The organism is Mycobacterium sp. ACS4331 (genome assembly GCF_001667265.1).
GTDB lineage: Bacteria > Actinomycetota > Actinomycetes > Mycobacteriales > Mycobacteriaceae > Mycobacterium.
This window is the reverse complement of sequence record NZ_LZHW01000057.1, coordinates 1-26,079: the sequence shown is the minus strand read 5'-3', so window position 1 is coordinate 26,079 and position 26,079 is coordinate 1. Positions and strand designations below refer to the sequence as shown.

25 protein-coding genes are annotated in these 26,079 nt (G+C 69.5%); 15 read left to right on the top strand and 10 right to left on the bottom strand.

What is annotated here, in order from left to right:
* Positions 1-5: 5 nt before the first annotated feature.
* Both A5727_RS13785 and A5727_RS13780 read left to right on the top strand, forming a co-directional pair.
* Entirely contained in the window at positions 6-1,562 is a 1,557-nt protein-coding gene (locus A5727_RS13785; RefSeq protein ID WP_068249967.1) for an ABC transporter permease, read from the top strand.
* Positions 1,555-2,634: an ABC transporter ATP-binding protein gene (locus A5727_RS13780; RefSeq protein ID WP_231992069.1), complete on the top strand. Its 1,080-nt coding sequence runs from the start codon at positions 1,555-1,557 to the stop codon at positions 2,632-2,634. Before A5727_RS13785 ends, A5727_RS13780 begins: the two co-directional genes overlap by 8 nt.
* Here the strand turns inward: A5727_RS13780 and A5727_RS13775 are convergent.
* The 4 genes from A5727_RS13775 to A5727_RS13760 all read right to left on the bottom strand — a co-directional run bounded on the left by A5727_RS13775 (position 2,587) and on the right by A5727_RS13760 (position 6,991).
* Entirely contained in the window at positions 2,587-4,023 is a 1,437-nt protein-coding gene (locus tag A5727_RS13775; protein WP_068249963.1) for a GuaB1 family IMP dehydrogenase-related protein, read from the bottom strand. The genes A5727_RS13780 and A5727_RS13775 overlap by 48 nt on opposite strands.
* 51 nt (positions 4,024-4,074) lie before the next feature.
* Positions 4,075-5,538, bottom strand: coding sequence for an NADP-dependent phosphogluconate dehydrogenase (gnd, locus tag A5727_RS13770; protein WP_068249961.1), 1,464 nt, complete (start codon positions 5,536-5,538; stop codon positions 4,075-4,077).
* Between the two features lie 71 nt (positions 5,539-5,609).
* The gene (locus A5727_RS13765) at positions 5,610-6,560 is read right to left on the bottom strand and encodes a M56 family metallopeptidase (RefSeq protein WP_068249959.1); all 951 of its coding nucleotides are present in this window, start codon (positions 6,558-6,560) and stop codon (positions 5,610-5,612) included.
* A 14-nt stretch (positions 6,561-6,574) separates the two neighbouring features.
* A complete protein-coding gene (locus tag A5727_RS13760; RefSeq protein WP_068249958.1) occupies positions 6,575-6,991 on the bottom strand; it encodes a BlaI/MecI/CopY family transcriptional regulator in 417 nt (138 codons plus the stop codon).
* 238 nt (positions 6,992-7,229) lie between these two features.
* On the opposite strand from A5727_RS13760, the gene A5727_RS13755 reads away from it, so the two are divergent.
* The 8 genes from A5727_RS13755 (at position 7,230) to A5727_RS13720 (ending at position 13,032) form a co-directional block, all read left to right on the top strand.
* Positions 7,230-8,039, top strand: a complete 810-nt coding sequence (locus A5727_RS13755) for an iron reductase (protein WP_231992068.1) — start codon at positions 7,230-7,232, stop codon at positions 8,037-8,039.
* 162 nt (positions 8,040-8,201) lie between these two features.
* On the top strand, positions 8,202-8,612 hold the full coding sequence (locus A5727_RS13750; protein ID WP_068249956.1) for a PaaI family thioesterase: 411 nt from the start codon (positions 8,202-8,204) through the stop codon (positions 8,610-8,612).
* 70 nt (positions 8,613-8,682) lie between these two features.
* Positions 8,683-8,985, top strand: coding sequence for an urease subunit gamma (locus tag A5727_RS13745; protein WP_068249954.1), 303 nt, complete (start codon positions 8,683-8,685; stop codon positions 8,983-8,985).
* 26 nt (positions 8,986-9,011) lie between these two features.
* Positions 9,012-9,323 carry an urease subunit beta gene (locus tag A5727_RS13740; RefSeq protein WP_068250026.1) on the top strand — a complete coding sequence of 104 codons (312 nt, stop codon included), beginning with the start codon at positions 9,012-9,014 and terminating at the stop codon, positions 9,321-9,323.
* Entirely contained in the window at positions 9,323-11,044 is a 1,722-nt protein-coding gene (locus A5727_RS13735) for an urease subunit alpha (RefSeq protein ID WP_068249952.1), read from the top strand. The genes A5727_RS13740 and A5727_RS13735 overlap by 1 nt, the downstream gene beginning before the upstream one ends.
* 12 nt (positions 11,045-11,056) lie before the next feature.
* Positions 11,057-11,692, top strand: a complete 636-nt coding sequence (locus A5727_RS13730) for an urease accessory protein UreF (RefSeq protein ID WP_068249950.1) — start codon at positions 11,057-11,059, stop codon at positions 11,690-11,692.
* Between the two features lie 15 nt (positions 11,693-11,707).
* Entirely contained in the window at positions 11,708-12,397 is a 690-nt protein-coding gene (gene ureG / locus A5727_RS13725) for an urease accessory protein UreG (protein WP_068249947.1), read from the top strand.
* On the top strand, positions 12,397-13,032 hold the full coding sequence (locus tag A5727_RS13720) for an urease accessory protein UreD (protein ID WP_068250024.1): 636 nt from the start codon (positions 12,397-12,399) through the stop codon (positions 13,030-13,032). Before ureG ends, A5727_RS13720 begins: the two co-directional genes overlap by 1 nt.
* Here A5727_RS13720 and A5727_RS13715 read toward each other — a convergent pair.
* From A5727_RS13715 to A5727_RS13705, 3 genes are all read right to left on the bottom strand, one after another.
* Positions 13,029-14,399 (bottom strand): NAD(P)/FAD-dependent oxidoreductase, encoded by a 1,371-nt coding sequence (locus A5727_RS13715; RefSeq protein ID WP_068249945.1) that lies wholly within the window; start codon positions 14,397-14,399, stop codon positions 13,029-13,031. The two genes, A5727_RS13720 and A5727_RS13715, sit on opposite strands and share 4 nt — an antisense overlap.
* Before the next feature lie 99 nt (positions 14,400-14,498).
* Positions 14,499-15,416 (bottom strand): LLM class F420-dependent oxidoreductase, encoded by a 918-nt coding sequence (locus tag A5727_RS13710; RefSeq protein WP_068250021.1) that lies wholly within the window; start codon positions 15,414-15,416, stop codon positions 14,499-14,501.
* Positions 15,417-15,503: 87 nt separating this feature from the next.
* Entirely contained in the window at positions 15,504-16,181 is a 678-nt protein-coding gene (locus A5727_RS13705; RefSeq protein ID WP_197507657.1) for an SDR family oxidoreductase, read from the bottom strand.
* 322 nt (positions 16,182-16,503) lie between these two features.
* On the opposite strand from A5727_RS13705, the gene A5727_RS13700 reads away from it, so the two are divergent.
* Both A5727_RS13700 and A5727_RS13695 read left to right on the top strand, forming a co-directional pair.
* Positions 16,504-17,430 carry an alanine and proline-rich secreted protein Apa gene (locus A5727_RS13700; RefSeq protein WP_068249943.1) on the top strand — a complete coding sequence of 309 codons (927 nt, stop codon included), beginning with the start codon at positions 16,504-16,506 and terminating at the stop codon, positions 17,428-17,430.
* 156 nt (positions 17,431-17,586) lie between these two features.
* Complete coding sequence (locus A5727_RS13695; protein WP_068250018.1) at positions 17,587-17,907, top strand: GlsB/YeaQ/YmgE family stress response membrane protein; 321 nt, start codon at positions 17,587-17,589, stop codon at positions 17,905-17,907.
* Here A5727_RS13695 and A5727_RS13690 read toward each other — a convergent pair.
* Positions 17,904-18,896, bottom strand: coding sequence for an Acg family FMN-binding oxidoreductase (locus A5727_RS13690; RefSeq protein ID WP_068249941.1), 993 nt, complete (start codon positions 18,894-18,896; stop codon positions 17,904-17,906). The genes A5727_RS13695 and A5727_RS13690 overlap by 4 nt on opposite strands.
* 125 nt (positions 18,897-19,021) lie before the next feature.
* Between A5727_RS13690 and A5727_RS13685 the strand changes: the two genes are divergently transcribed.
* On the top strand, positions 19,022-20,026 hold the full coding sequence (locus A5727_RS13685) for a zinc-binding alcohol dehydrogenase family protein (protein ID WP_068250016.1): 1,005 nt from the start codon (positions 19,022-19,024) through the stop codon (positions 20,024-20,026).
* On the opposite strand, the gene A5727_RS13680 is transcribed toward A5727_RS13685, so the two are convergent.
* Together A5727_RS13680 and A5727_RS13675 are read right to left on the bottom strand one after the other, a co-directional pair.
* Positions 20,023-20,790: a CPBP family intramembrane glutamic endopeptidase gene (locus tag A5727_RS13680; protein WP_068249939.1), complete on the bottom strand. Its 768-nt coding sequence runs from the start codon at positions 20,788-20,790 to the stop codon at positions 20,023-20,025. The genes A5727_RS13685 and A5727_RS13680 overlap by 4 nt on opposite strands.
* 47 nt (positions 20,791-20,837) lie before the next feature.
* Entirely contained in the window at positions 20,838-23,309 is a 2,472-nt protein-coding gene (locus A5727_RS13675; RefSeq protein WP_068250014.1) for a phosphoketolase family protein, read from the bottom strand.
* A gap of 157 nt (positions 23,310-23,466) precedes the next feature.
* Here A5727_RS13675 and A5727_RS13670 point away from each other — a divergent pair, with 157 nt between their 5' ends.
* On the top strand, positions 23,467-25,815 hold the full coding sequence (locus tag A5727_RS13670) for a CaiB/BaiF CoA-transferase family protein (protein ID WP_068249937.1): 2,349 nt from the start codon (positions 23,467-23,469) through the stop codon (positions 25,813-25,815).
* The coding region (locus A5727_RS13665; RefSeq protein WP_157521375.1) for an aldehyde dehydrogenase family protein at positions 25,812-26,079 on the top strand (268 nt) is incomplete at its 3' end. The genes A5727_RS13670 and A5727_RS13665, both read left to right, overlap by 4 nt.

The following is a 26,079-nucleotide window of genomic DNA, read 5'->3' as shown; positions in this document are numbered from 1 at the left end:
GCGGGTTGGGGTTCGTTCGGCGCGCGCGTTCCGGCGCGGGCCTTCGTCCGCCGCTGGCACTGACGATCGCCGCGGCCGCGGTGGTCGCGGGCACCCTGGTGCCGCTGGTCTACCTGTTCGAACGCGCGCTGGAACGCGGTGCCGGATTCGTCCTCGACGAACTGCTGCAACCCCGCACGGCGCTGTTGATCGGGCGGTCGGCGGCGCTGGTGCTGCTCGTGACCGTGGCCTGTGTCGTGCTCGGCGTGGGATTCGCGGTGTTGGTGTCGCGCACCGATGTGCCGGGTCGTCGCCTCCTCGCGGTGGCGCTGACTCTGCCCATGGCGATGCCGAGTTATCTGGTTGCCTTCCTGTGGATTTCGTTGTTCCCGTCGCTGCAGGGCCTGTGGGGCTCGGTTCTGGTGCTGACGTTGGTGAGCTATCCGCTGGTGTTTCTGACCACGATGGCGGCACTGGCCCGCTCCGATCCTGCGCAGGAGGAGGTCGCACGGTCGCTCGGCCACAACGGGTGGTCGGTCCTGTTCAGGGTCACGCTGCGGTCCGCCCGGCCGGCGATCACCGCGGGCGCCCTGCTGGTGGCGCTGTACGTGCTCAGCGATTTCGGCGCCGTCGCGGCGATGCGTTATGAGGCGTTCACCTGGGTGATCTACGGCGCCTACCGATCCGGGTTCAACCCGTCGCGCGCCGCGGTGCTGGCGCTGCTGCTGTTGGTGTTCGCGGTCGCCCTGGTGGTCGCGGAACGGCTTGTCCGCGGGCGGGCCGGTGCCCGCGTGGGGTCGGGCAGTCCGCGTCCTGTGGTGGTGATCCCGCTGGGTCGGTGGCGTCCGGTGGCGGCCGCTGTGGCGGTGGTGGTGGTGCTCGCGGCCATCGCGGTGCCGCTGTTCGCGTTGTCGGACTGGCTCGTCTCCGGCGGCCTGCGGTGGGACGCCGAGCAGTGGTGGGACGCTCTGGTGGCGACGCTGTGGCTGTCGACGACTGCTGCTGTGGTCAGCACGGTGGCCGCGCTGCCGCTGGGCGTGCTGGCGGCCCGTCACCGCACCCGGGGGACCAGGCTCCTCGAGAGCGCCTCCTACGTCAGCCACGGTCTGCCGGGCATCGTGGTCGCGATCGCGATGGTGTCGCTGGGTGTGCTGCTCCTGCACCCGATCTATCAGCGCGCACCGCTGCTGATCCTGGCCTACGCGGTGCTGTTGATCCCGCTGGCGGTGGGTTCGGTGCGTGCGGCGGTGGAGGCCAGCCCAGTGCGCCTCGACGAGGTCGCTCAATCCCTCGGGCGCTCACCGGTGCGGGCGTTCGCGTCCGTCACGGTCCGCAACGCCGCACCCGGGATCGCCGCCGCGGCGGCCCTGGTGCTGCTGACGTGTATGAAGGAACTCCCGGTGACTCTGCTCCTGCATCCGACCGGCACTGACACGCTGGCCACCCGACTGTGGGGGCACAGTTTCGTCAGCGACTACTCCAGTGCCGCGCCGTATGCCGCGGCGCTGGTCGTGTTCGCGGCGATACCGACTGCGGCACTTGGTGTCTGGACAGCCGGAGTGAGAGGGGTGCGTGGTGGCTGAGACGCCCGCCGAGGTGACGTTGACCGGAATCAGCAGAGCGTTCGGCGCACTGCGAGTGCTCGACGGCGTCGACCTGCGGGTGCCCCCGGGCACCATGACCGCGGTGCTGGGGCCGTCGGGATGCGGTAAGACCACCCTGCTGCGGATCGTCGCGGGTTTCGAGACTCCAGACGCCGGCACCGTCCGGATCGCGGGGGATGTCGTCGCCGGACCCCGCGTCGCTGTGCCCGCCCACCGGCGCCGCGTGGGTCTGATGCCGCAGGAGGGCGCGCTGTTCCCGCACCGCACCGTCGCGGGCAACATCACCTTCGGTCTGCGCGCGGCGCACCGCCGGGATGCGGCCGCGACGGTGGCGCGCTGGCTTGACGTGGTGGGTCTGGCCGGGCTGGCCGACGCCCGACCGGGGCAGCTGTCCGGTGGTCAGCAGCAGCGCGTCGCACTGGCCCGCGCCTTGGCGGCCGGTCCCCGGGTCCTGCTGCTCGATGAGCCGTTCGCGGCCCTGGACGCGGGCCTGAGAGTGCGGGTGCGCGAGGACATCACGGCCATTCTGCGGGAGTCCGAGACGACGGCGATCCTGGTCACCCACGATCAGGATGAGGCGTTGTCCCTGGCCGACACCGTGGCCGTGCTGTTCGACGGGACCATCGCCCAGCACGGTGCGCCGGCGGACCTGTACGACCGTCCCGCAACGCTGCAGGTCGCGCGATTCATCGGGGGCACAGTCGAATTGGACGGAGACTGCCGCAGGGGCGTGGTGCGCACCGCGCGCGGTGCGCACCCGGTCCGGATTCCGGTTCCCGACGGTCCTGTCACGATGGTGGCGCGGCCCGAACAGCTGTGCCTCGGCACGGTCGACGACCCGCCCGGCACCGTGGTCGACAGGCGCTACTTCGGCTCCCGGGCCGTGCTGCGCGTTCGGCTCGACGGCGGCGCCCAGGTCAGCGTCCACACGCCGGCCGAAGCCGCCGCGGCCTCGGGTGACCGGATCACCGTCGGGGTTCGCGGCACGGTGTTGGCGTTCGCGTCACCACCCGGTGGGCAGGGGATGACCCTCAGCGAACCCCGAGGCTGACTGCACGCCGAGCACGACCTTCTCATGCAGTTCGGCCAGCGTCGCGGCCCCGACATAGGTGCAGGTGCTGCGCACGCCGGAGGTGATGTGGTCCAGCAGATCCTCGACACCACCGCGTTCGGGATCCAACGCCATGCGCGAGGTCGAGATCCCCTCCTCGAACAGGCCCTTGCGGGCGCGCTCGAACGCGTCGTCACCCGACGTGCGGGCCGCGACCGCACGCTTGGAGGCCATACCGTAGCTCTCCTTGTACGGATTGCCGTCGCGATCGCGCATCAGGTCGCCGGGCGATTCGTAGGTACCGGCGAACCATGACCCGATCATGACGTTCGACGCGCCCGCGGCCAACGCCAGCGCGACATCCCGGGGGTGCCGGACACCGCCGTCGGCCCAGACATGTGCGCCGAGTTCCTTTGCCGCCTGCGAACATTCGAGCACCGCCGAGAACTGGGGACGGCCCACGCCGGTCATCATGCGGGTCGTGCACATGGCGCCGGGGCCGACACCGACCTTGACGATCGAGGCGCCGGCGTTGACCAGATCGCGTGCACCGTCAGCCGAGACGACGTTGCCCGCGGCCAGCGGTAGACCCAGGTCCAGCGAGGCCACCGATTTGATCGCGTCGAGCATCTTCAGCTGATGGCCGTGCGCGGTGTCGACCACCAGGACGTCGACACCGACCTCGGCCAGTGCCGCCGCCTTCGCCGCGACGTCGCCGTTGATGCCGATCGCGGCCGCGATGCGCAGCCGGTTCCGGGCGTCGACCGCCGGGGTGTAGATCCCAGCCCTGACCGCGCCGGTCCGGGTCAGCACACCGGCCAGGGTGCCGTCGGCCGCGGTCAGCACCGCGACGTCGATCGGCGCGTGGTCGAGCATGTCGAAGATGGTGCGCGGGTCGGTTCCGACTGGGGCGCTGACGAAGTCCGGCGCGGCGATGTCACGCACCCGCGCGAACCGGTCGACGCCGACACAGGCCGCCTCGGTCACCAGGCCGATGGCGCGATTCTCGAAGACCACGACGGCCGCGCCGTGCGCGCGCTTGTGGATCAGCGCCGTGGCATCGGACACCGAGTCGTCGGGGGAGAGCGTCACCGGGGTGTCGGCGATCAGGTCCCGGCTCTTGACGAAGTCCACGGTCTGTTTGACGGCGCTGATCGGCAGGTCCTGAGGCAGCACCACGATGCCGCCGCGGCGGGCCACGGTCTCGGCCATCCGGCGCCCGGCCACTGCCGTCATGTTGGCCACCACGACGGGGATCGTGGTGCCGGTGCCGTCCGATGTCGACAGGTCCACGTCGAACCGGGAGGTGACGTCACTGCGGTTGGGCACGACGAACACGTCGTTGTAGGTCAGGTCGTAGGCCGGCTGGTGGCCGTGAAGGAACTGCACGCCGCCGAGTCTAGTTTTTTCCCGCGAGGTGCGGGTGCGGGAGCGGGGAGCTCAGGCCTCGACTTCGGTGCGGTCGCCACTCCACAGCGTGTGGAACCGCCGGGCCGGATCGGTGTCGATGCGGCCGTAGGTGTGCGCGCCGAAGAAGTCGCGCAGGCCCTGGGTCAGCGCCGCGGGCAGACGCTCGGTGCGCAGGCCGTCGTAGTACGACAGTGCCGAGGAGAAGCCCGGGATCGGGATGCCCAGTTCGGTGGCCTTGACCACGACGCGCCGCCAGCTGTCGATGGCGTTCTCGATGGCGCTGCGGAAGTACGGGTCGACGATCAGGGTGGGCAGATCGGGGTCGGTGTCGAAGGCGTCCTTGATCCGGTTGAGGAACTTGGCGCGGATGATGCAGCCACCGCGCCAGATGGTCGCCATGTCGCCCGGCGTGATGCCCCAGTTGTATTCGGCCGAGCCGGCCTGGATCTGGTTGAAGCCCTGCGCATAGGCGATGATCTTCGACGCGTACAGCGCCTGACGGATGTCCTCGGTGAACTGTTCTGCGTCTGCGGGTTTGGCGCCGAGGTCGCCCGAGGCCAGCCCTGTGGTGGCCTTGCGCTGGGCCACCGAACCCGACAGCGCACGGGCGAACACGGCCTCCGCGATGCCGGTGACCGGCACCCCGAGATCCAGCGCGGACTTCACGGTCCAGCGCCCGGTGCCCTTCTGCTCGGCCTCGTCGAGGATCAGGTCGACCAGAGGCTTGCCGGTCTTCGCGTCGACCTGCTTGAGCACCTCGGCGGTGATCTCGACCAGGAAGCTGTCGAGGTCGCCGGAGTTCCACTCCTCGAAGACCGCGGCGATCTCCGGGGCGGACTTGCCCAGGCCGTCGCGCAGCAGCTGGTAGGCCTCGCCGATCAGCTGCATGTCGGAGTACTCGATGCCGTTGTGCACCATCTTCACGAAGTGTCCGGCGCCGTCGGGGCCGATGTGGGTGCAGCACGGCACGCCGTCGACGTGGGCGGAGATCTCCTCGAGCAGCGGTCCCAGGCTCTCGTAGGACTCGGCGGGGCCGCCGGGCATGATCGACGGGCCGAGCAGCGCGCCCTCCTCGCCCCCGGAGATGCCCGCGCCGACGAAGTGCAGGCCGCGTGCGCGGATCGCCTTCTCCCGGCGGATGGTGTCCGTGTAGAGCGCATTGCCGCCGTCGATGATGATGTCGCCGGGCTCCATGGCGTCGGCGAGTTCGTTGATCACGGCATCCGTCGGGTCGCCGGCCTTGACCATGATCAACACGCGGCGTGGCTTCTCAAGGGCGGCAAGGAATTCCGGGATGGTCTCACTGCGTACGAAGTTGCCCTCGGACCCGTGCTCGGCGAGCAGGGCATCGGTCTTGGCGATCGAGCGGTTGTGGAGTGCGACCGTGTAGCCGTGCCGGGCGAAGTTTCGCGCGATGTTGGAGCCCATGACCGCGAGGCCGGTGACTCCGATCTGCGCGGTGCCGTTGGTGGATTCGGAGCCGGGGGAGGTCATGGAGCACCTTTCGTTCAGTTGTGGGGACGTTCAGTTGTGCGGCGGCTTGTCGAACAGGCTATCGGCGCTGCTCAGCCGGAGAAGAGTCGCTTCAGTTCGGTCAGCCAGGGGACGGCGACGGCGATCGTGGGCACGACCAGCACTGCGATCGCGCTCAGGTACGCCGCGGCGGCGAACACCGGGCTGTTGGGTCGGCCCGCGAGCCTGCGGATGCGGACGACGGTGGTGGGCCCGCCCGCGGCGAGAGCCCCGGAGGGTGGGCGCGTCGCGGCGCACGCCACCAGGGCGCGCGCCAGCGGCCTGGGTCCGGCGGCACGCACCGCGGCATCGTCGGCCAGGAGTTCGATCAGCAGTCGCACGGCATCCAGCGCGCTGGCGCTGCGGACGAACCGGGGGAACGCGGCGTGCACCGCGGTGAAGGCCTCGAGCACCAGGTCATGCCGGGCCCGCAGGTGTGCGCGCTCATGCGTGAGAATGGCCGTGACCTCGGAATCGTCGAATGCGGACAGCGCGCCCTCGCTGACCACCACCCGGCTGCGGACACCGGGCAGGCAGTAGGCCAGCGGCTGTTCGACGTCGAGGATGCGAAGCTCGCCGGCCCGCGTACACGCCTGCGCGGCGGGGGAGCCGTGGTTGACGCCCACCAGGTCGACGATCATGCGGTGCCGTGCTCGGCGGCGGCGGGTGGCGACCGCGACTTCGATGATGGCGAGCATCAACCGGACGCCGACGAGGATCGTGACCGCGAACGCGACGACATAAAGAGTCCACAGTGCCCAACCGAGTTGATCGATCGCGCCGATCACCGAGCGCGTGGGGTGGCCGTCGGGGCCGGGCACCAGCAGCCTGCTGGCGATCGCGATCCCCGCACTGAATGTCGAGAGAACTGCCGCGACCGCGACGGCCTGCCACAGCACCAGGGCGGCCCTGGGCGCTCGAAGCGGCCACTGCGCCCTCGCCAACACCGCCGGAACGGGACCCACCAACACCACGGCTAGGAGGGCGAAGGCCAGCGCGGACACGCTGACAGTGTCTCTCAGCCGACGGCGGTTTCGCCAGCGGGCCCTGTCAGGCTGTGTTTCGCCTCGAGTTCGGCCAGTGCCCGGCGCAGTGCCTGGGCCTCGTCGGCGCCCACGCGCTCGACGAAGTGGACCAGTGCCGCGCGGCGGATGCCGCTGTCGGAGGCCTGCTCGAGTGCGTCGACCATGAGGCCCGCGACCAACTCGTCACGCCCATGTGTGGGCGCATAGCGATGCGCCCTGTCGTCGCGGTGTTGCACCACCAGATGCTTCTTGGCCAGTCGCTGGAGCACCGTCATCACCGTCGTGTACGCCAGGTCCCGCCGTTCACACAGCGCTTCGTGGACCTGTCGCACCGTTTGGGGCTCGGGCGCCGACCACAGGTGGTCCATGACCGCCTGTTCCAATTCCCCTAGACGCGCCATTTTCGCCATGATCCGTTCATCTCCGTACGCAATGTGCTCAGACTACTCGGCTTTACTACCCAGCGTCGTACCCAAGTTTGTTCGGCGTCGGCCCGCTGACCGGCTCCAGGCCTGCCTACAGGTGCGAATCACCTGGGCAGAGACCATCACAGGGACTCCTTTGTGTGAGAGCGGTCACAAGATGCCGTCGAATTCGGCGGCGTGCTTTTATGGTTAGGCTTACCTAATCATAACTGGGAGGTGTCCGGTGACCGCTGTAGTCGACGACCCGTTGATCGCGGGGATGGCGATCCGCCGCATGCTGCCGCTGCATGAGTCGAGTCGGCGGCTTCGGTCGCTGTATCCCGAGTGCCCGCGGGTGTACGGCGTGGCCGTCATGGAGGACGTGTCCAAACGGCGGTGGTGGCCTCTGGCGACTGCGCTGAGCGGTGACAGGTTCGAGCAGATGTATCTCGATGCGGCGCTCGAGATGGACAGTCGCACGGCGGCCGCGCACCAGTTGGCTGCGACGCTGGCGCATGCGGTGATCGGCCGCGTGGTCGCGCTCGTGGTTCTCGAGGGCCGGGCCTGGGACACCGGTCTGGAGAACCTGTGGGTGCATGTCGACTCCGAGGGTGCCATCGACTGGCTCGGCGTGGTCGACCCCACGCTGCGCGTCCTGCCCGACGACCCGTGCCGTTCTGCCGAGGGGGTCGTCGAGCTTCCGAGTGAGGCCGCGCTCGCGACGTGGATCGCGCACCGCTGCCACCGCTCACTGACGCCGTTGTTCCGCAGGCTTCACGAGGTCAGCGACGGGGCGGTCAGCATCGCGTCGATGTGGCACACCGTCGGGACGGCCATCGTGGTCGCGGCCACTCAGGTGCCGCAGTTGGCCGGTTCGAGCGAGGTCGTCGGGATGCGTCGTGGGCAGGCGGTTCTGGACGCGCTGGTCGGCTTCGGGCTGCCGGTTCGAGGCCAGGCACCGCTTCATGGCCGGGTCGCCGCGCAGCGACCGAGGTTTCTGCGGACGGGTCGACACGAAGCCCTTGCTAAATTAGGGCAGCCTTGCCTATCATGATCATGTTGCTCGGATGAGCTGACGGACCGCGCCGGAGTCCTGAGGGCTGCAGAGACCCCCGGTCCATCGAAGGTGAGCCCCGTGCCATTGGCACGGGGCTCACCGCCATTTCGGGCGCGCCCCGCGGTCCGTCCCGCCTCGACGGGCGTGTAGACAGGAGCGGTGCAAGAAACACATCCGGCCTTTCCCGAAGGTGCCCAGGCGCCCTTCGACAACGAAATCGGTCTGCAGATCACCGAGGTCACCTCGGATGGCGTGAAGGCCCAGCTGGAGGTCAAGCCCCACCTGCATCAGCCCATGGGCATCGTGCACGGCGGTGTGTACTGCTCCGTCGTCGAATCCGTCGCGAGCATCTCGGCGCACGTCTGGCTGTCGGAGCACGGCGGCGGCGATGTCGTCGGCGTCAACAACAACACCGACTTCCTGCGCGCCATCTCGGCCGGCACGGTGTACGCCTCCTCCGAACCTCTGCACCGCGGACGGCGTCAGCAGCTGTGGCTCGTGACCATTCGCGACGAGAAGGACCGCGTCGTGGCCCGGGGCCAGGTGCGCCTCCAGAATCTCGAGGCCTGACCGCCGCCCCCTGCGGCCCAGACCTTTTCGCGTCCTGCCGAATCCGGTCCGGCATGGCAGGATCGCTCGAATGCGACTGACACCGCATGAACAGGACCGACTGCTGCTGTCGTACGCGGCTGAACTCGCGCGCCGTCGACAGGCCCGTGGCCTCAAGCTGAACCATCCCGAGGCGGTGGCGGTGATCACCGATCATCTTCTCGAAGGTGCTCGGGACGGCCGGACTGTCGCCGAGTTGATGGTCAGCGGTCGCACGGTGCTGTCCCGCGACGACGTGATGGAGGGGATTCCCGAGATGCTGCACGATGTCCAGGTCGAGGCGACATTCCCCGACGGCACCAAGCTGGTCACCGTCCACCACCCGATCGCATGAGTGCCGCCGACGCGACGCCGCGACGGATCGTGCCCGGCGAGACCCTGTTCGCCGACGGCGTCATCGAGCTCAACCCCGGCGCCGATCGCCTGGAGATGGAGATCGTCAACACCGGTGACCGGCCGGTGCAGGTCGGCAGCCATGTGCACCTGCCGCAGGCCAACAGTGCGCTTGAGTTCGACCGCGCCGCCGCGCATGGGCATCGGTTCGACATCCCGGCGGGCACCGCGGTTCGATTCGAACCCGGTGTGCCGCAGCGCGTGAGCCTCGTACCGCTGGCAGGCACCCGTGAAGTGCACGGCCTGAGCGTCACCCCACCGGGAAAGCTGGACGCCTGATGACGCAACTGTCCCGGCCGCGATACGCCGCACTGTTCGGCCCGACCACGGGTGATCGCATCCGGCTGGCCGACACCGACCTGCTCATCGAGATCACCGAGGACCGCAGCGGTGGTCCGGGCCTGGCCGGAAACGAGGCCGTGTTCGGTGGCGGCAAGGTGCTCCGCGAATCGATGGGCCAGAGCCGGGCCACCCGGGCCGACGGTGCGCCGGACACCGTCATCACCGGTGCCGTGATCCTCGATCACTGGGGAATCATCAAGGCCGACATCGGCATCCGCGACGGCAGGATCGTCGGCATCGGCAAGGCCGGCAACCCCGACATCATGTCGGGGGTGCACCCGAATCTCGTGGTCGGCCCGTCCACCGAGATCATCGCGGGTAACGGCAGGATTCTGACCGCGGGAGCCATCGACTGCCACGTGCACCTGATCTGCCCGCAGATCATGGCCGAGGCGCTCGGCGGCGGGATCACGACGATCATCGCCGGTGGCACCGGCCCCGCCGAAGGAAGTAAGGCGACGACCGTCACGCCGGGCGCCTGGCATCTGGCCCGCATGCTGGAGTCCTTGGATGACTGGCCGCTCAACGTCGCGCTGCTCGGCAAGGGCAACACCGTCAGCGCCGAGGCCATGTGGGAACAGTTGCGCGGTGGCGCAGCGGGTTTCAAGCTCCACGAGGATTGGGGCACCACGCCGGCCGCGATCGACGCCTGTCTCACTGTGGCCGAGGCGGCGGGCGTGCAGGTCAACATCCACACCGACACGCTCAACGAGATGGGATTCGTCGAGGACACCCTGGCCGCGATCAGGGGACGCTCGATCCACGCGTATCACACCGAGGGGGCCGGCGGCGGCCACGCGCCCGACATCATCACCGTCGCCGGCCATCCCAACGTGCTGCCGAGTTCGACCAACCCCACCCGCCCGCACACCGTCAACACCCTCGACGAGCATCTGGACATGTTGATGGTCTGCCATCACCTCAATCCCAGCGTCCCCGAGGATCTGGCGTTCGCGGAGAGCCGGATCCGGCCGTCGACGATCGCCGCCGAAGACCTGCTGCACGACATCGGTGCGATCTCGATGATCGGCAGCGACGCGCAGGCGATGGGCCGCATCGGCGAGGTCGTGATGCGGACCTGGCAGACCGCGCACGTGATGAAGCGCCGCCGGGGAGCCCTGCCGGGAGACGGTGCCGCGGACAACCTTCGGGCGCGGCGCTACGTGGCCAAGTACACGATCTGCCCGGCTGCCGCCCACGGCCTCGACGACGAGATCGGCTCCGTCGAGGTGGGCAAGCTGGCCGACCTGGTGCTGTGGGAGCCCGCCTTCTTCGGCGTGCGTCCGCACGCGGTCCTCAAGGGCGGCATGATCGCCTGGGCGGCCATGGGTGATGCCAACGCGTCGATCCCAACCCCGCAACCGGTGCTGCCACGGCCGATGTTCGGTGCGGCCCCGGCCGCCGCTGCGGCCACCTCGGTGCATTTCGTCGCGCCGCAGGCGATCGAGGACGGGCTGGCGGATCGGATCGATGTCCGTCGAAAGCTGGTGGCGGTCAAGGATGTTCGAAAGGTCGTCAAGGCGCACATGCCGCTCAACGACGCAACGCCGGTGATCGAGGTCGAACCCGACACCTTCACCGTCCGCATCGACGGGGAGGTGTGGCAGGAGCAGCCCGCCGCGCAACTGCCCATGGCGCAGCGCTATTTCCTGTTCTGAGCAGCCCGGACGATGAGCAATCTGACCACCCTCCTGACGCTGGCGGACTCGCGGTTGCCCACCGGCGGCCACGTCCACTCCGGTGGCGTCGAGGAGGCCATCGCCAGTGCGCTGGTCGTCGACCTCGGCAGCCTCGATGCCTTCCTGCGCCGCCGAATCCGCACGCAGGGCCTGGTCAGCGCCTCGATCGCGGCGGCCGTGCACGCCGAACGTCTCGACATACACGACGCCGAGGCCGAGACCGACGCCCGCACCCCGTCGGCGCCCGCCCGGGCGGCGTCGCGCAGCCAGGGCCGCGGCCTGCTTCGGTTGGCACGGCGCGTGTGGCCGGCCGGGAAGTGGGCCGACCTGCGCCGGGATCCGCATCTGCCGGTTGTGGCCGGAATGGTCGGTCGCATCACCGAACTGACGCCCACCCACACCGCGATGGTCCTCGTCTACACCACCATGACGGGCACCGCGACCGCCGCACAGCGACTGCTTGCGCTGGACCCGGCCGATGTCGCGGCGTTGACGTTCGACCTCGCCGACCTGTGCGAGGACACCGCGGCCGAGGCCGTCACCGGTCTGTCGGACCTGTCCGACCCGCTGCTCGACGTCCTGGCGGAACGGCACATCCGTCGCGACCGTCCGCTGTTCGTGTCCTGAAGAGAAGGAGAATCCATGCCTCCACATTTCATCGACGGGAAGCCACACGACCACGTCGAGCGGCCGCGCCGCGCGCGCCGCCCCGGGGAACCACTGCGGATCGGCATCGGTGGACCCGTCGGGTCGGGCAAGACCGCGCTGGTCGCCGCGCTGTGCCGCACGCTGCGCGACGAGTTGTCACTGGCGGTGCTCACCAACGACATCTACACCACCGAGGATGCCGACTTCCTGCGCCGCCACGCCGTGCTTCCCGACGACCGCATCGCGGCCGTGCAGACCGGCGGATGCCCGCACACCGCCATCCGCGACGACATCACCGCCAACCTCGATGCCATCGATGACCTGATCGCGGCGCATTCCGGCGCGGATGACCGCCTCGATCTGATCCTCGTCGAATCCGGTGGGGACAACCTGACCGCCACGTTCTCCTCGGGCCTGGTCGACGTCCAGATCTTCGTGATCGATGTCGCTGGGGGAGACAAGGTCCCGCGCAAAGGCGGGCCCGGTGTGACGTTCTCCGACCTGCTGGTGGTCAACAAGACCGACCTGGCCCCGCTTGTGGGCGCCGACCTCGAGGTGATGCGCCGAGACGCGGGTGCGGTGCGGGACGGGCGGCCCACGGTGCTGATCAGCCTCACCGAGGAACCGACCGCCGCGCCCGTCCGGGCCTGGGTGCATGAACAGCTGAGCGTCCCGGTACCGTGATCGACTCCCGCGTCCTTGTGGTGGCCCGACGAAATCTGTTGCCACACCTGGAATCTCACGGAGGCATCGTCGGCCGGATCACGGCCGAGGACACCGTGCACCTGGTGTCGGCGACCGCGACGCCGCTGGGCGGCGACACGATCGAGATCCGGGTCGTCGTCGAACCGGGTGCGAGGCTGTCCCTGCGCAGCGTCGCGGCCACCATCGCGCTGCCCGGTCGCACCACGGACACGTCCCGCTCGCGGATGGACATCGAGGCCGAGGGCGACCTCGACGTGGACCTGCAGCCGACCGTGGTCGCGGCCGCCGCGGTGCATCACGCGGACGTCGAGGTGGCGCTCGGGGAGACCGGGACGATCCGCCTGCGTGAGCGGGTCCAGGTGGGCCGGACCGGAGAAAGGCAGGGGTTCTGGAGCGGTGGCCTGCGCGTCGACGCGACGGGACCGGTGCTGCGGCACCGCGTGCAGATCGGTGCAGGGTCCGTGGCCGACGACGCGCTGGCGTCACCTCGCGCGTCGATCAGCGAACTGCACTATCCGGGCGCCCCAGCACACCCCGACCCGCGGGCCACCGTGCTCGAACTCGCGGCCGGGGGAGTGCTGACCACCTGGCAGGGGGACGTGCTGCCGGCTTAGCTGGCGGCCTTCTCGTCTTCGACCGCGGCCGCGATCTCCTCGAGCTGCTCGATGCGCGTGCGCGCATACGCCTGCTGCTCGGTGATGGTCAGCTGGCCGCGCTGACGGGCTAGGAACGTGGTGGCCCACGACAACAGCGTCGCGATCTTGGTCTTGAAGCCGACCAGGTAGATCAGGTGCAGGAACAGCCAGGCCAGCCACGCGATGTAACCGCCGAACTCGAGCTTGCCGATCTGGGCCACCGCGGAATGCTTCGACACCGTGGCCATCGAGCCCTTGTCGAAGTACTTGAACGGCTGCCGTGACGCCGGATCGGCGCCCTTGAGTTCGGCCTTGATCAGGTCGGCCGCGTACTTGCCGCCCTGGATCGCGCCCTGCGCCTGACCGGGCACGCCCTCGACGGCGGCCATGTCACCCACCACGAACACGTTCGGGTGGCCCGGAATGCTCAGGTCGGGCAGCACTTTCACCCGTCCGGCGCGGTCGAGTTCGACACCGGACTGCGCGGCCAGGTCCTTGCCCAGCGGGCTGGCCGCCACGCCGGCGGACCACACCTTGCACGCCGACTCGATGCGCTTGGTGGAGCCGTCCTTGTACTTCACCGTCAGGCCGTTGCGGTCGACATCGGTGACCATGGCGCCCAGCTGGACTTCGACGCCCATCTTCTCCAACCGGTTCTGCGCCTTCTTGCCCAGCTTCGGGCCCATCGGCGGCAGCACCGCGTCGGCGCCCTCGACCAGGATCACGTGCGCCTCAGTGGGGTCGATGTGGCGGAACGCGCCGCGCAGGGTGTCGTCGGCGAGTTCAGCGATCTGCCCGGCCATCTCGACACCGGTCGGGCCCGCGCCGACCACCACGAACGTCAGCAGCTTCTGCCGGCGCACCGGATCGCTGGATCGCTCGGCCTGCTCGAACGCCCCGAGGATGCGGCCACGCAGTTCCAGCGCGTCGTCAATGGTCTTCATCCCCGGCGCCCACTCGGCGAAATGGTCGTTGCCGAAGTACGACTGGCCAGCGCCCGCGGCCACGATGAGCGTGTCGTAGGGCGTGCGGTAGGTGTGGCCCAGCAGCACCGAGTCGACGGTCTGATTCTCGAGGTTGATGTGGGTGACCTCGCCGAGCAGGACCTGTGCGTTGCGCTGCTTACGCAGGATCAGCCGGGTCGGTGGCGCGATCTCACCCTCGGAGATGATGCCCGTCGCCACCTGGTAGAGCAGCGGCTGGAAGAGGTGATGCGTGGTCTTGGCGATCATCTTGATGTCGACATCGGCCCGCTTCAGCTTCTTGGTCGCGGTCAGACCACCGAAACCGGACCCGATGACGACGACCTTATGCCGATCGGAGGGGGTTGCTCCGGGATGGCTCACTGTTTGCTCCTCGACGGGGACATCGGTACAACCTCTACCGTAGTCGCCCGATTTCGCTTCGGCGCGACGGCGTCGGTGAATTCCGCCGACGGACTGGGCTCAGCCCGGCAGCACGGGCTTCAACGCTGTGGCGAGGTCGGTCAGGACGCCGGGCGTGTAGGCGCTCAGGTTGAAGATCACACCGGTGGCGCCCGCGTCGAACACCTTGGTTCTGACCTGCTCGGCGACCGCATCCGGGCTGCCGACGACGGTGTTGCCGCGCATCCCCTCGGGAAGGTGATCGACGGACAGTTTCTCGTCGGGGACCACCGTGATCAGCATGCTGGTCTCCAGTGTGGCCGGATCGCGGTCGATCTCCTCGCACCGCTGCCGGACCACACCGAGCTTGTGCGGCAGCTGGTCGAACGACGTGATCACGTTGAGGTGGTCGAAGTGCCGGGCCGCCAGGGGGATGGTCTTCTTCTCGCCGCTGCCGCCGATCATCAGCGGAATGTGGTCGCGGTAGCGCGGATTCGCCACCGCCTCCTTGGCCCGGTAGTACCGGCCCTTGAAGGTGGGACGCTCACCGGCCAGCATCGGCAGGATGATCTGCAGCGCCTCACCGAGTCGCTCGAACCGGTCGGTGAAGGTGCCGAACTCGAAGCCCAACTGCTCGTGCTCGAGTTCGAACCACCCGGTGCCGATGCCCAGGATGGCCCGCCCGGCGCTGACCACGTCCAGCGTGGTGATGATCTTGGCCAACAGGGCCGGACTGCGGTAGGTGTTGCCGGTGACCAGCGTGCCCAACTGCAGGTGCTCGGTGGCGGTGGCCAGGGCACCCAGCGCGGTGTAGGCCTCCAGCATGGGCTGGTAGGGATCACCGAGCATGGGCAGCTGATAGAAGTGGTCCATCAGGAAGAGCGAGTCGAAACCCGCGGCGTCGGCCTCCTGGGCCTGCGCGATGACCGTCGGGAAGAGGTTCTCGACCCCGGTGCCGTAGGAGAAGTTGGGGATCTGATAGCCGAGTTTGATCGTCACCACTCGACGGTATCCGGGCGGGACCGTTCGTCGTCGGCGAATTCGCTTCTCGCAGAAGGTGTGCGGTGCGGGAATAAATCCCGCAGGTCAGCCGAAGTGTGCCGGGGTGCCGCTGCTGACGTGCAGCGTCTGGCCCGTGATGTGGCGTGCGGACGGAGTCGTCAGGAACAGCGCCAGGCGCGCGATCTCAGCGGCCACCGACGGCGACGGTGTGGACAACCCCTCGTAGGTGGCGTCGGCGCCGCGTCCGGTGGCCACGACGTTGACGGTGACGCCGCGAGTGCCCCAGTGCTCGGCCTGGCCCTGGGTCCAGTCCGCCAGCGCGGCCTTGATGGCCGATTCGGCGCTGCCGGCGCGCGGTGTCTCGGCGACGACGCTGATGATGGCGCCGCCCGAGCGCAGGTGGTCGCCGATGGTCTGCAGGGTCAACACCGGCGCCAGCACGGCGGCATCCACGGCGTTGTGCCACGCCGAAGCCTGCTCGGCCAGTGAAAACGTGCGCGGATCGCCGCTCTGGTAGCGCGGGGCCGGGACGTTGACGATGGTGTCGAGGTGGTGCGGGAACTGTGTGCGGGCCTCAGCCATGCTGACCGGATCGGTCGGATCGCACACGACTGACTTGACCTCGAGTTCCTTGGCGGCGATCTCGAGCTCGTCGCGCCGCGCCCCGGAGATCACCACATTGTGGCCAGCGTCGCGGAATCCCTCCGCCACCGCACGACCCAGTTCGGTGTCTCCGCCGGTGACCAGCACCTCCATCGTCATGACCTCTCCTCGAGTGTTCGCCGTTGAACCCCGCGCGGGACGGCGTCGACCGGGGTCGATGTTACTGGACAGTAGCTATGCGGCGAAACTCGACGCGGGCACACTTCGGCCACGATCCGGGTGCTCGGCGGGCCACGTCCCCGATGCGGGCGAAAAAACTGCTGGTCGGGGCGATGTCGCGGACGGGTGATCGGAGGCGACGAGACACTGGGCACGTCGACCGCACACGGGTGTGTCCGCCGCGGTGCGGCGCGTCTCGGTCGACACGCATCGTGAGCTGTACACACTTGCGTCACGGCGGTAACACGGTAGGTTCGTCGCCATGAGTGAGCCGGACTTCACCCCGACGCGGCGCACCCGCCTGCAGCGGTCGCTGGCGGTCGCAGCGGCCTCCAGCGTGGGCGTCGTGACACTGGTACTTCCCGCCGCTGTGGCGCACGCCGAGCCCGTGCCGGCCCCCGCGCCTGTCGATCCGGCCGCTCCCGCGGCGCCGCCGGCCGACGCGGGCGCTCCGGCGCCGGCACCCGCCGACCCGAACGCGCCGGCCCCGGCCCCCGCGCCTGAACCGGGCCGAGTCGACAACGCCGCCGGTGGTTTCAGCTACGTCGTGCCCGCAGGCTGGGTCGTCGGTGACGCCAGCCGGCTGAACTACGGCCAGGCGCTGCTGACCAAGGAGACCGGACCGGCGCAGCCGGGCCAGCCCGCGCCCACCTCGACCGACACCAGCATCCTGCTGGGCCGGTTGGACCTGAAGCTGTTCGCCGGTGCTGAGCCGGACAACGCCAAGGCCGCCGTGCGACTTGCCTCGGACATGGGCGAGTTCTTCATGCCGTTCGCGGGCACCCGCATCAACCAGCAGACCGGGACGCTGAACGCCAACGGCCTCCCCGGCTCCTTCTCGTCGTACGACGTGAAGTTCACCGACAGCACCAAGCCCAACGGCCAGATCTGGGCCGGTGTCGTGGGCACGGCCGCGGCCAACGCGCCACGCGGTCAGCGCAATGAGCGCTGGTTCGTGGTGTGGCTGGGCACCGACAAGGACCCGATCGACAAGGCCGCCGCCGAGGCGCTGGCCAACTCCATCCGTCCGTGGTCGCCGCCCCCGCCGCCTCCGCCGGCCGCGGTCGATCCGAACGCGCCCGCGGCACCCGCGGACCCCAACGCGCCGGCGCCGGTGCCCGGCCGCAACCCGGTGGGCGTCCCGGTTCCAGTGGAGACACCGGTCCCCGAGATGATGCCGCCGGCCTGATCCGCGCCACCGTCGAACCAGTGAGCCCCGACCCGCCGAGGTCGGGGCTCACTGCTGTCTTCGTTCCCGTATTGCTGGCCGAATCGTTACTTGCAGGCGGTATATGTGAGGAGTGGCCGCCGCTGGAGCGGCGGATATGACGACGAGGAGATCCTGATGGACACAGTGCTCGTTTCACACCTGGCGTCGAACGTCGAGGTCCTGGCCCGGTCGACGACGCTGACGAGTGTGGGTTGGATCGGCTACATCATCATCGGTGCGATCGCGGGCTGGATCGCGAGCAAGATCGTCAAGGGCGCCGGGTCCGGCATCCTGCTCAACATCGTGATCGGCATCGTGGGCGCGCTCATCGGCGGGTTCCTGCTCAGCTTCTTCCTCGACACCGCCAGCGGCGGGTGGTGGTTCACGCTGTTCACCGCGATCCTGGGCTCGGTGATCCTGCTCTGGATCGTCGGCAAGGTCCGCACCAAGGCCTAGCTGAGGACGATCGGCGACCCGTCGACCCGGCTGACCACATCGGTCAGCGGCCGACGGGGTGTCGCCGGCAGTGGATCGGCGTTCAACGGCGCCCACCCGACCCGCAGCAGCATCTGCGGTATGCAGTCCCGGTCCAGGACGGTGGTGCGCACCAGATCGCGGGTCTCGGCGATCTCCAGCGGCTCGGTGATCGGGCAGCTCGACAGGCCGAGCGCGGTGGCGGTCAGCAGCACCACGCCCGTCGCCTCACCGGCCCGCAGGACCGCCAGCGGGTCGTCGGTCGCGGTGCCCAGGGCCAGCACCACACCCGCGTCGGTTTCCGGCGCCGCACCCTCGGGCTGCGGCAGCACGGGATTGGCGAACGCGCGGGGCGGCAGCGCCGAATGTGGGGGAGCCGGAGGCGTATTGCGCGCCGGCACCCCGGCCAGTGCGCCGTAGCGACCGCTCCACTCCGACAGTTCGATGAGGTATTCGGTGTCCTCGGCGTGGCGGTGCATGGCCTGCGAGATGACGGCGGCCAGCCGCTCCGGCGCCGCGACCCTGCGCAGCATGACGCCGCTGCGCGCCGCTCGCGAGGACATCAGCGCGATGTCGCCCGCGGGCACGGGCCAGGGGCTGTAGAGCCGCCGGTCGGTGCGCCTCCGGGGTATCGCGGCGGCCAGCGCGATGTCCTGCTCGCTCGCGGTGCTCGCGGAGATCTCAATGCTGGCCAGGTGATCCGGGTTTGCCGAGTTCGGCATCCGGTGCACATGGGCCTGCCAACCGAGGGCCGCCAGGGCGACGGTGAAGTGCTGCAGGGCCACACCGCAGCTGAGGATCAGGTCGCGCCGCTGCGGATCGATGTGCGGCAGATGGCGCGTCGAATCGGCGTAGAGGTGCACGCCCTCGTCGCCGAGGCGCCACACCCATGGCTGCGAGTTGTGGACCGACGGCGCACGCTGAGCCAGTGCGAGGGCAGCCAGGACAGTGGGTTCGTCTGGCAGGTTCATACCTCCACGATGGCACCGGCGACTCGATGCGCGGCACCGCACAATGGCCCGAACCGGGTGGCCATTGGTCCCTTCGGGCCCCGAGGGCGCACGTCCCCGTCCACTATGGATGGATGGTCGCAGCGATGATGGCGTGGCAGGTGCACAGTCCCGGTCCGATCGCCGGAGAGCCGCTGCGCCGGGTGCGCGTACCGATACCGGAGCCTGCACCCGGTGAGCTGTTGGTGAGGGTGCTGGTCTGCGGCGTGTGCCGCACCGACCTGCACGTCGCCGAAGGCGATCTGGCGGTGCACCGCAGGGATGTGGTGCCCGGCCACGAGGTGGTCGCCGAGGTGGTCGACGTGTCCTCGGCCGGCCCCGACTGCGGTGTGGCGGTGGGGGACCGGGTCGGGATCGCCTGGTTGCGGCACACCTGCGGGGTCTGCCGGTTCTGCCGCTGCGGCCGGGAGAACCTGTGCCCGGAATCGGCCTACACCGGCTGGGACGCAGACGGCGGTTACGCCGAATTCACCACGGTGCCGGCAGAGTTCGCCTATCGACTGCCTGACGGCTATTCCGACGCCGAACTGGCGCCGCTGCTGTGTGCCGGCATCATCGGCTACCGCTCCCTGCGCTGTGCCGACGTGCCGCCCGGCGGGCGGCTGGGGATCTATGGATTCGGCGGCAGCGCGCACCTGACCGCGCAGGTCGCCATCGCGCAGGGTGCGGAGGTGCATGTGATGACCCGCGGAGCCGCGGCGCGGGAGTTGGCGTTGTCGCTGGGCGCGGCCTCAGCGCAGGGGGCCGCCGATCCGCCACCTGTGCCGCTGGACTCGGCGATCCTGTTCGCGCCCGTCGGCACGTTGGTGCCGCCGGCGCTGGCTGCCCTGGATCGCGGCGGCACGCTGGCGGTCGCGGGCATCCACCTCAGCGACATCCCCGAACTCAACTACCAGCGGCACCTGTTCCAGGAGCGTGTCCTGCGCTCGGTGACCTCAAATACGCGGGCAGACGGGCGGGACTTCCTCGATTTCGTCGCACGCCACCGCATCGAGGTGAGTGCCCGCGAGTACCCGCTGGCCGAGGCCGACCGCGCGCTCGCGGACCTGGCCGGAGGTCGTTTCTCGGGTGCGGCCGTGCTGACGGCCTAGGTCGTGGCGTGCCAGACCAGGGCGGCCGCCAGCGCGCCCATGCCGTTGAGTGACCAGTGCAGCGCGATCGGCGCGATGATGCTGCCGCTGCGCCGGCGCAACCAGGTGAACACGAAACCGGCGGCCGCGGTGGCCAACACCGCGCCGAGAACGCCGACCAGCATGCCGAACACACCGCCGCCGAACAGTCGGGAGAATCCGACATTGCTGGCCGTCAGTCCCATCGAGGTGGCGATGTGCCACAGGCCGAAGAGCAGGGAACCGGCCGCCGCCACGCCCCGGAACCCCCACGCTCGGTCCAGCGCGCCGTGCAGAACGCCGCGGAACGCCAACTCCTCGGGAATGACGGTCTGCAACGGGATGATCACCATGGACGCGATCAGGGCGCCCGACAGCGTCGCGTAGTTGTCGTTGAGGAACATCGGCCGGGTCCACGGCAGCAGCACGCCGACAGCGATGACGGTGGCCACGAGCGCCACGGCGGCTGCGGCGTATCTGGCGCCGGATCGCCAGTGGTCACGGCCGAGCCCGAGCTCGGCCCAGCCGAGCCCGCGGGCCCGGACCAGCACCAGCAGGCCGATCGCGGCGGCCGGGACGGTCGCGACATTGGCCCACGGCGTGGTGAAGTGCGCGATCAGGTTGGTCAGCGCGAGCACCACGACGACCACGGCGATGTCGACGTAGATCCGGAAGTGATGCAGCGCCGACAGCTGTGCCAGAGCAGGATGCGGGGCGTCCAGGGCAGGGGCGGCGGCGTCAGACATAACCGGGCCAGCGTACATTATCTGCTCATCTGCGCAGGTCAATGCGATTATTCGTTGTCGCCTCCGGTCCCGGACATCGCGCTCGGCGCGCCGTCGCGGCCGACGCTCGCGCGGGCTTCGGGCCAGACCCAGTCGCGCACCTCGGGGATGTCGTCGCCGTGCTCCCGGGTGTACTCGCGCGCCTCGATCCGCTTGTCTCCCATCTGCTGACGCAGTCCGGCGCACGTCGACCGCAACCCCGGCACCCGGTCGATGACGTCCATCACCAGGTGGTAGCGGTCGAGATCGTTGAGCATCACCATGTCGAACGGTGTGGTGGTGGTGCCCTCCTCCTTGTAGCCCCGCACGTGCAGGTTGGGGTGGTTGGTCCGGCGGTAGGTCAGGCGATGGATCAGCCACGGATAGCCGTGGTAGGCGAAGATGATCGGCCGGTCCCGCGTGAAGATCGTGTCGAAGTCGCGACTCGAGAGCCCGTGCGGGTGCTCGGTGTCGTCCTGCAGCCGCATCAGGTCCACGACGTTGACGAACCGCACCTTCAGATCGGGCAGATGCACCCGGAGCAGGTCGGCCGCGGCGAGGGCCTCGAGGGTCGGGACGTCGCCCGCCGCGGCCAGCACCACGTCCGGGTCAGTGCCCAACTCCTCGCTGCTGGCCCAATCCCAGATGCCCAACCCCCGGGTGCAGTGCGCGATCGCCTCATCCATCGTCAGGAAGTTCGGTGCAGGCTGCTTGCCGGACACCACGACGTTGATGTACTGCCGCGACCGCAGGCAGTGGTCGTAGGTGGAGAGCAGCGTGTTGGCGTCCGGCGGCAGGTAGATGCGCACCACGTCGGCGCTCTTGTTCACCACATGGTCGATGAACCCGGGGTCCTGATGGGAGAACCCGTTGTGGTCCTGGCGCCAGACATGGCTGGACAGAAGGTAATTCAGACTGGAGATGGGCCTTCGCCACGGGATGTGGTTGGTGACCTTGAGCCACTTCGCGTGCTGGTTCAGCATCGAATCGACGATGTGGACGAAGGCTTCGTAGGTGTTGAACAGACCGTGCCGGCCGGTCAGCAGGTAACCCTCGAGCCACCCCTGGCACTGGTGCTCCGAGAGCATCTCGACCACCTGGCCGGCGCGGGCGAGGTGCTCGTCGACCTCGGGCGAGAGGTACTCGGCGTTCCACTGTTTGTCGGTGGCCTCATACACGGCCTGCAGTCGGTTCGACGCCGTCTCGTCGGGGCCGAAGATGCGGAAGTTGGTCGGATTGCGACGCACCACCTCGGTCAGCCACTGACCCAGCACGCGGGTCGCCTCAGCGACCGTCGCCCCCGGGGCCGGCACGTCGACCGCGAAGTCCCGGAAGTCGGGCAGGCGCAGGTCCTTGAGCAGCAGGCCGCCGTTGGTGTGCGGGTTGGCGCTCATCCTCAGCTCGCCGGTCGGGGCCAGAGCGGCGATCTCGGGATCGATGCGGCCGTCGGCGTCGAAGAGCTCGTCGGCCCGATACGACGCCAGCCAGTCGCCGAGCACCCGCAGGTGCTCCTCGGTGTCGCGAGCGTTGGCCAGCGGGACCTGGTGCGCGCGCCAGGATCCGGTGGTCTTCTTACCGTCGATGCGGGCGGGGCCGGTCCAGCCCTTCGGGGTGCGGAACACGATCATGGGCCAGCACGGCCGGGACTCGTCGCCGGCGGCCGCGGCGGCCTTGAGCGCGGCGATCTCGTTGAGCACCTCGTCGAGCAGGGTCGCGAACCGGCGGTGGGCGTCGGCGTGATCGTCTGCGGATCCGTCCTCGTCGTCGGGGACCTCGAAGAAGTACGGGCGGTGCCCGTAGCCCTGCATCAGGCTGCTCAGCTCGTCGGACGGGATGCGGGCCAACACTGTCGGATTGGCGATCTTGTAGCCGTTGAGATGCAGGATGGGCAGCACCACGCCGTCCTTGGCGGGGTGCAGGAACTTGTTGGAGTGCCAGCTGGTGGCCAGCGGGCCCGTCTCGGCCTCGCCGTCGCCCACCACAGCCGCCACCAGGAGATCCGGGTTGTCGAACGCCGCGCCGTAGGCGTGCGAGAGCGCGTACCCGAGTTCGCCGCCCTCATGGATCGATCCGGGGGTCTCCGGGGCGACGTGGGAGGGGATTCCGCCGGGGAAGGAGAACTGCCGGAACAGCCGGGTCAGGCCCTCCTCGTCCTGGGTGATGTCGGGGTAGACCTCGGTGTAGGTGCCGTCGAGGTAGGCCGAGGCCACCAGCCCGGGGCCGCCGTGGCCGGGGCCGGTCACGTAGATCGTGGATTGGCCGCGGTCGGCGATCACCCGATTGAGGTGGGCGTAGAGGAAGTTCAGGCCCGGCGTCGTGCCCCAGTGGCCGAGGAGTCGCGGTTTCACGTCGTCACGGGTCAGCGGGGTGCGCAGCAGTGGGTTGCGCAGCAGGTAGATCTGGCCGACCGACAGGTAGTTGGCCGCCCGCCACCACCTGTCGAGTCGCGTGAGCGTGTCGTCGGACAGGGGGGCGGCGTCGCGGTGCGTCCAAGAGGTCATGCTCGTGGTCATTCCCTCATCCAACGCCCCCAACACGGTTGCAGCTCGGTTCGAGACGAGGAATTAACGACTTGTTCTACGAAACACCCCACCGGTTGGTTGGTCGGCCGTGTTCGACGCTATCGTGGCAGCGCTGGCGATGCGAAAGCGAGGGACGATGGCTGACGGCGCGGAGTTGTTGGCGGGGTTGCGGGTTCTTGACATGTCCTGCGGTTCCGGTGACGCGGTGGGACGCATTCTGGGCGATCTCGGCGCCGACGTGATCAAGGTGGAACCGCCCGGCGGCAGTCCGGCGCGGGCCGAACTTCCCCGCCTCGGAGACACCAGCATCGCGTTCGCGCTGCACAACGCCAACAAGAGCAGCCTGGTCCTGGACCCCGACGAGGCCGGTGACCGCGAGCGACTGCTGGACCTGGTCGCCGACACCGACATCCTGATCGACTCCGGCATCCCGGGCCTGACGGCCGCCTTCGGCACATCGTGCGCCGCCCTGGCCGACCGTTTCGAGCACCTCGTGGCGCTGTCGGTCACCGACTTCGGCACCGAGGGGCCACGCTCCTCGTGGCAGGCCACCGACGCCGTGCTCTACGCGCTGTCCTCGGCGCTGTCCAAGTCCGGCCCGCCGACCGGCACGCCGGTGCTGCCGCCCAATGGGATCGCGTCCGCGACCGCCGCGGTGCAGGCGGCGTGGGCCGCCCTGGTGGCCTACTACCACCGCCTGCGCACCGGCCTCGGCGACTACATCGACTTCTCCCGCTACGAGGCCGTCCTGCTGGCGCTCGATCCGCCGTTCGGTTCGCACGGTCAGGCCGCGTCCGCGGCGGGCGGCCAGTCGAAGTGGCGGGGCCGGCCGCGCATGCAGGACTCGTACCCGATCCTCCCGTGCGCCGACGGGTGGGTGCGCATGGTGGTGATGGCGCCGCGACAGTGGCACGGGCTGCGCGCCTGGCTCGGTGAACCCGAGCAGTTCCAGGACCCCAAGTACGACACCATCATCGAACGCTTCCTGGCGTGGAATGAGATCGGGGCGCTGCTGACCGAGAAGTTCTCGACCATGACCATGGCCGAGATCTCCGATGCCGGGGAGTCCTACGGCGTGCCGATCGCCCCCGTGCTCGAACCCTCCGACGTCGGGGACTGCGAGCATTTCGAGGCCGTCGGCGCCTTCACCGAGACCGACGTGGCGCCGGGCGTGCGGACGCGCGTGCCCGTCGGGTACTACACCGTCGACGGGCAGCGGTTCGGATTCCGGACCGCCGCGCCTGCCCTCGGCGCCGGACCGGGTCGGTTCGCCGACCGCGCCGCCCGGGCCACCCGTGCCGAGGACCTCGGCGGAAAGCCGTTCGCCGGACTGCGGATCGTGGATCTGGGCATCATCGTCGCGGGCGGTGAACTGAGCCGGTTGTTCGGCGACCTGGGCGCCGAGATCATCAAGGTCGAAAGCAGGCAGTTCCCGGATGGGCTGCGTCAGGGCCGCCCCGGGCAGATCATCACCGAATCGTTCGCGTGGACCCACCGCAACAACCGCAGCCTGGGGCTGGAGCTGCGGTCCGAGGGCGGCTCCGAGGTGCTGGCCGAACTGGTGCGCCGCTCAGATGCCGTGTTCGCCAACTTCAAGCCGGGAACGCTGACGGGACTGGGCTTTCCGTACCAGAAGCTCAAGGAGATCAACCCGTCGATCGTGCTTGCCGAGAGCAGCGCCTTCGGTGACACCGGACCGTGGAGCTCCCGGCTGGGCTACGGTCCGCTGGTACGGGCCTGCACCGGCGTGACCGCACTCTGGACGGCCCCGGACCGCGCAGCCGAGCCCGGCCGGCACCCGTTCTACGACGCCACGACGGTCTTCCCCGACCACGTGGTGGGGCGCATCACCGCCATCGGCGCGCTGGCCGCGCTGATCCATCGCGATCTCACCGGCGAGGGCGCCCGCATCCACGTGTCGCAGGCCGAGGCCGGCATCAACCAACTCGACACGATGTTCGTCGCGCAGCGGGCCCAGCAGGACGCCCCCGAGGCCGTCGTGCCCAGCGCGGCCACCGACACCGTCCACCCCTGCCTGGGGGACGACGAGTGGGCCGTCATCTCGCTGCGTGACGAGGCGGACCGCGAAGCCGCGATCAAGGTCATGGGTGACCCCGGCGGCTGGTCGGACTGGACCAGCACCCGCACCCCGGCCGAGGTCGCTGAACTGCTGCAGGCCGCGGGCGTGCCGGCGGCACCCATGAACCGGCGCCCCGAGGTGATGACCGACCCGCAGCTGGCCGTGCGAGGGCTCTACGAGGAGATGACACATCCGCTGATCGAGGCGCCGATGCCCGCCGAGACCGGTCCCGCGCCGTTCCGTCGCATCGCCAAGGCGGACACCCGGCCGGCGCCGCTGGCCGGAGACCACACCCGCGAGATCGCCCACGACGTCCTGGGTCTCGACGACGAGGCCGTCGACAGGCTGGTGGCCGATGGAGTGCTGTATGTGGGTGCGAACGCCGAGGAGAAGGCACAGGCATGACGATCACCGGACAGGTCTTCATCGGCGGCCGGTTCCGGCCCAGTGCCGAGACCACCCCGGTCCTGGAGGCCGCGACGGGTCAACCGCTGGGTGACGGCGCCAATGCCGGCACCGTCGACGTCGACGCCGCGGTCGCCGCCGCGCGCGCCGCACTGCCGGCCTGGAGCGCCACGTCAGCGCAGGACCGCGCCGCGGGGCCGGGCGCCATGGCGGCCGCACTGAAGTCGCGCGCCGCCACCACCGCCGAACTGGTGACCCGCGAGA

Excerpts from the sequence above, each read along its gene's own strand:
- gnd (WP_068249961.1), bottom strand. The coding sequence starts at position 5,538 with ATGACCTCCCCCGGCTCCGAATCCACCAACGGCACCGCGCAGATCGGA.
- A5727_RS13760 (WP_068249958.1), bottom strand. The coding sequence starts at position 6,991 with ATGGCGAAAATGGCGCGTCTAGGGGAATTGGAACAGGCGGTCATGGAC.
- A5727_RS13745 (WP_068249954.1), top strand. The coding sequence starts at position 8,683 with ATGCGACTGACACCGCATGAACAGGACCGACTGCTGCTGTCGTACGCG.
- A5727_RS13735 (WP_068249952.1), top strand. The coding sequence starts at position 9,323 with ATGACGCAACTGTCCCGGCCGCGATACGCCGCACTGTTCGGCCCGACC.
- A5727_RS13730 (WP_068249950.1), top strand. The coding sequence starts at position 11,057 with ATGAGCAATCTGACCACCCTCCTGACGCTGGCGGACTCGCGGTTGCCC.
- ureG (WP_068249947.1), top strand. The coding sequence starts at position 11,708 with ATGCCTCCACATTTCATCGACGGGAAGCCACACGACCACGTCGAGCGG.
- A5727_RS13705 (WP_197507657.1), bottom strand. The coding sequence starts at position 16,181 with ATGACGATGGAGGTGCTGGTCACCGGCGGAGACACCGAACTGGGTCGT.
- A5727_RS13700 (WP_068249943.1), top strand. The coding sequence starts at position 16,504 with ATGAGTGAGCCGGACTTCACCCCGACGCGGCGCACCCGCCTGCAGCGG.
- A5727_RS13695 (WP_068250018.1), top strand. The coding sequence starts at position 17,587 with ATGGACACAGTGCTCGTTTCACACCTGGCGTCGAACGTCGAGGTCCTG.
- A5727_RS13690 (WP_068249941.1), bottom strand. The coding sequence starts at position 18,896 with ATGAACCTGCCAGACGAACCCACTGTCCTGGCTGCCCTCGCACTGGCT.
- A5727_RS13685 (WP_068250016.1), top strand. The coding sequence starts at position 19,022 with ATGATGGCGTGGCAGGTGCACAGTCCCGGTCCGATCGCCGGAGAGCCG.
- A5727_RS13680 (WP_068249939.1), bottom strand. The coding sequence starts at position 20,790 with ATGTCTGACGCCGCCGCCCCTGCCCTGGACGCCCCGCATCCTGCTCTG.
- A5727_RS13675 (WP_068250014.1), bottom strand. The coding sequence starts at position 23,309 with ATGACCTCTTGGACGCACCGCGACGCCGCCCCCCTGTCCGACGACACG.
- A5727_RS13670 (WP_068249937.1), top strand. The coding sequence starts at position 23,467 with ATGGCTGACGGCGCGGAGTTGTTGGCGGGGTTGCGGGTTCTTGACATG.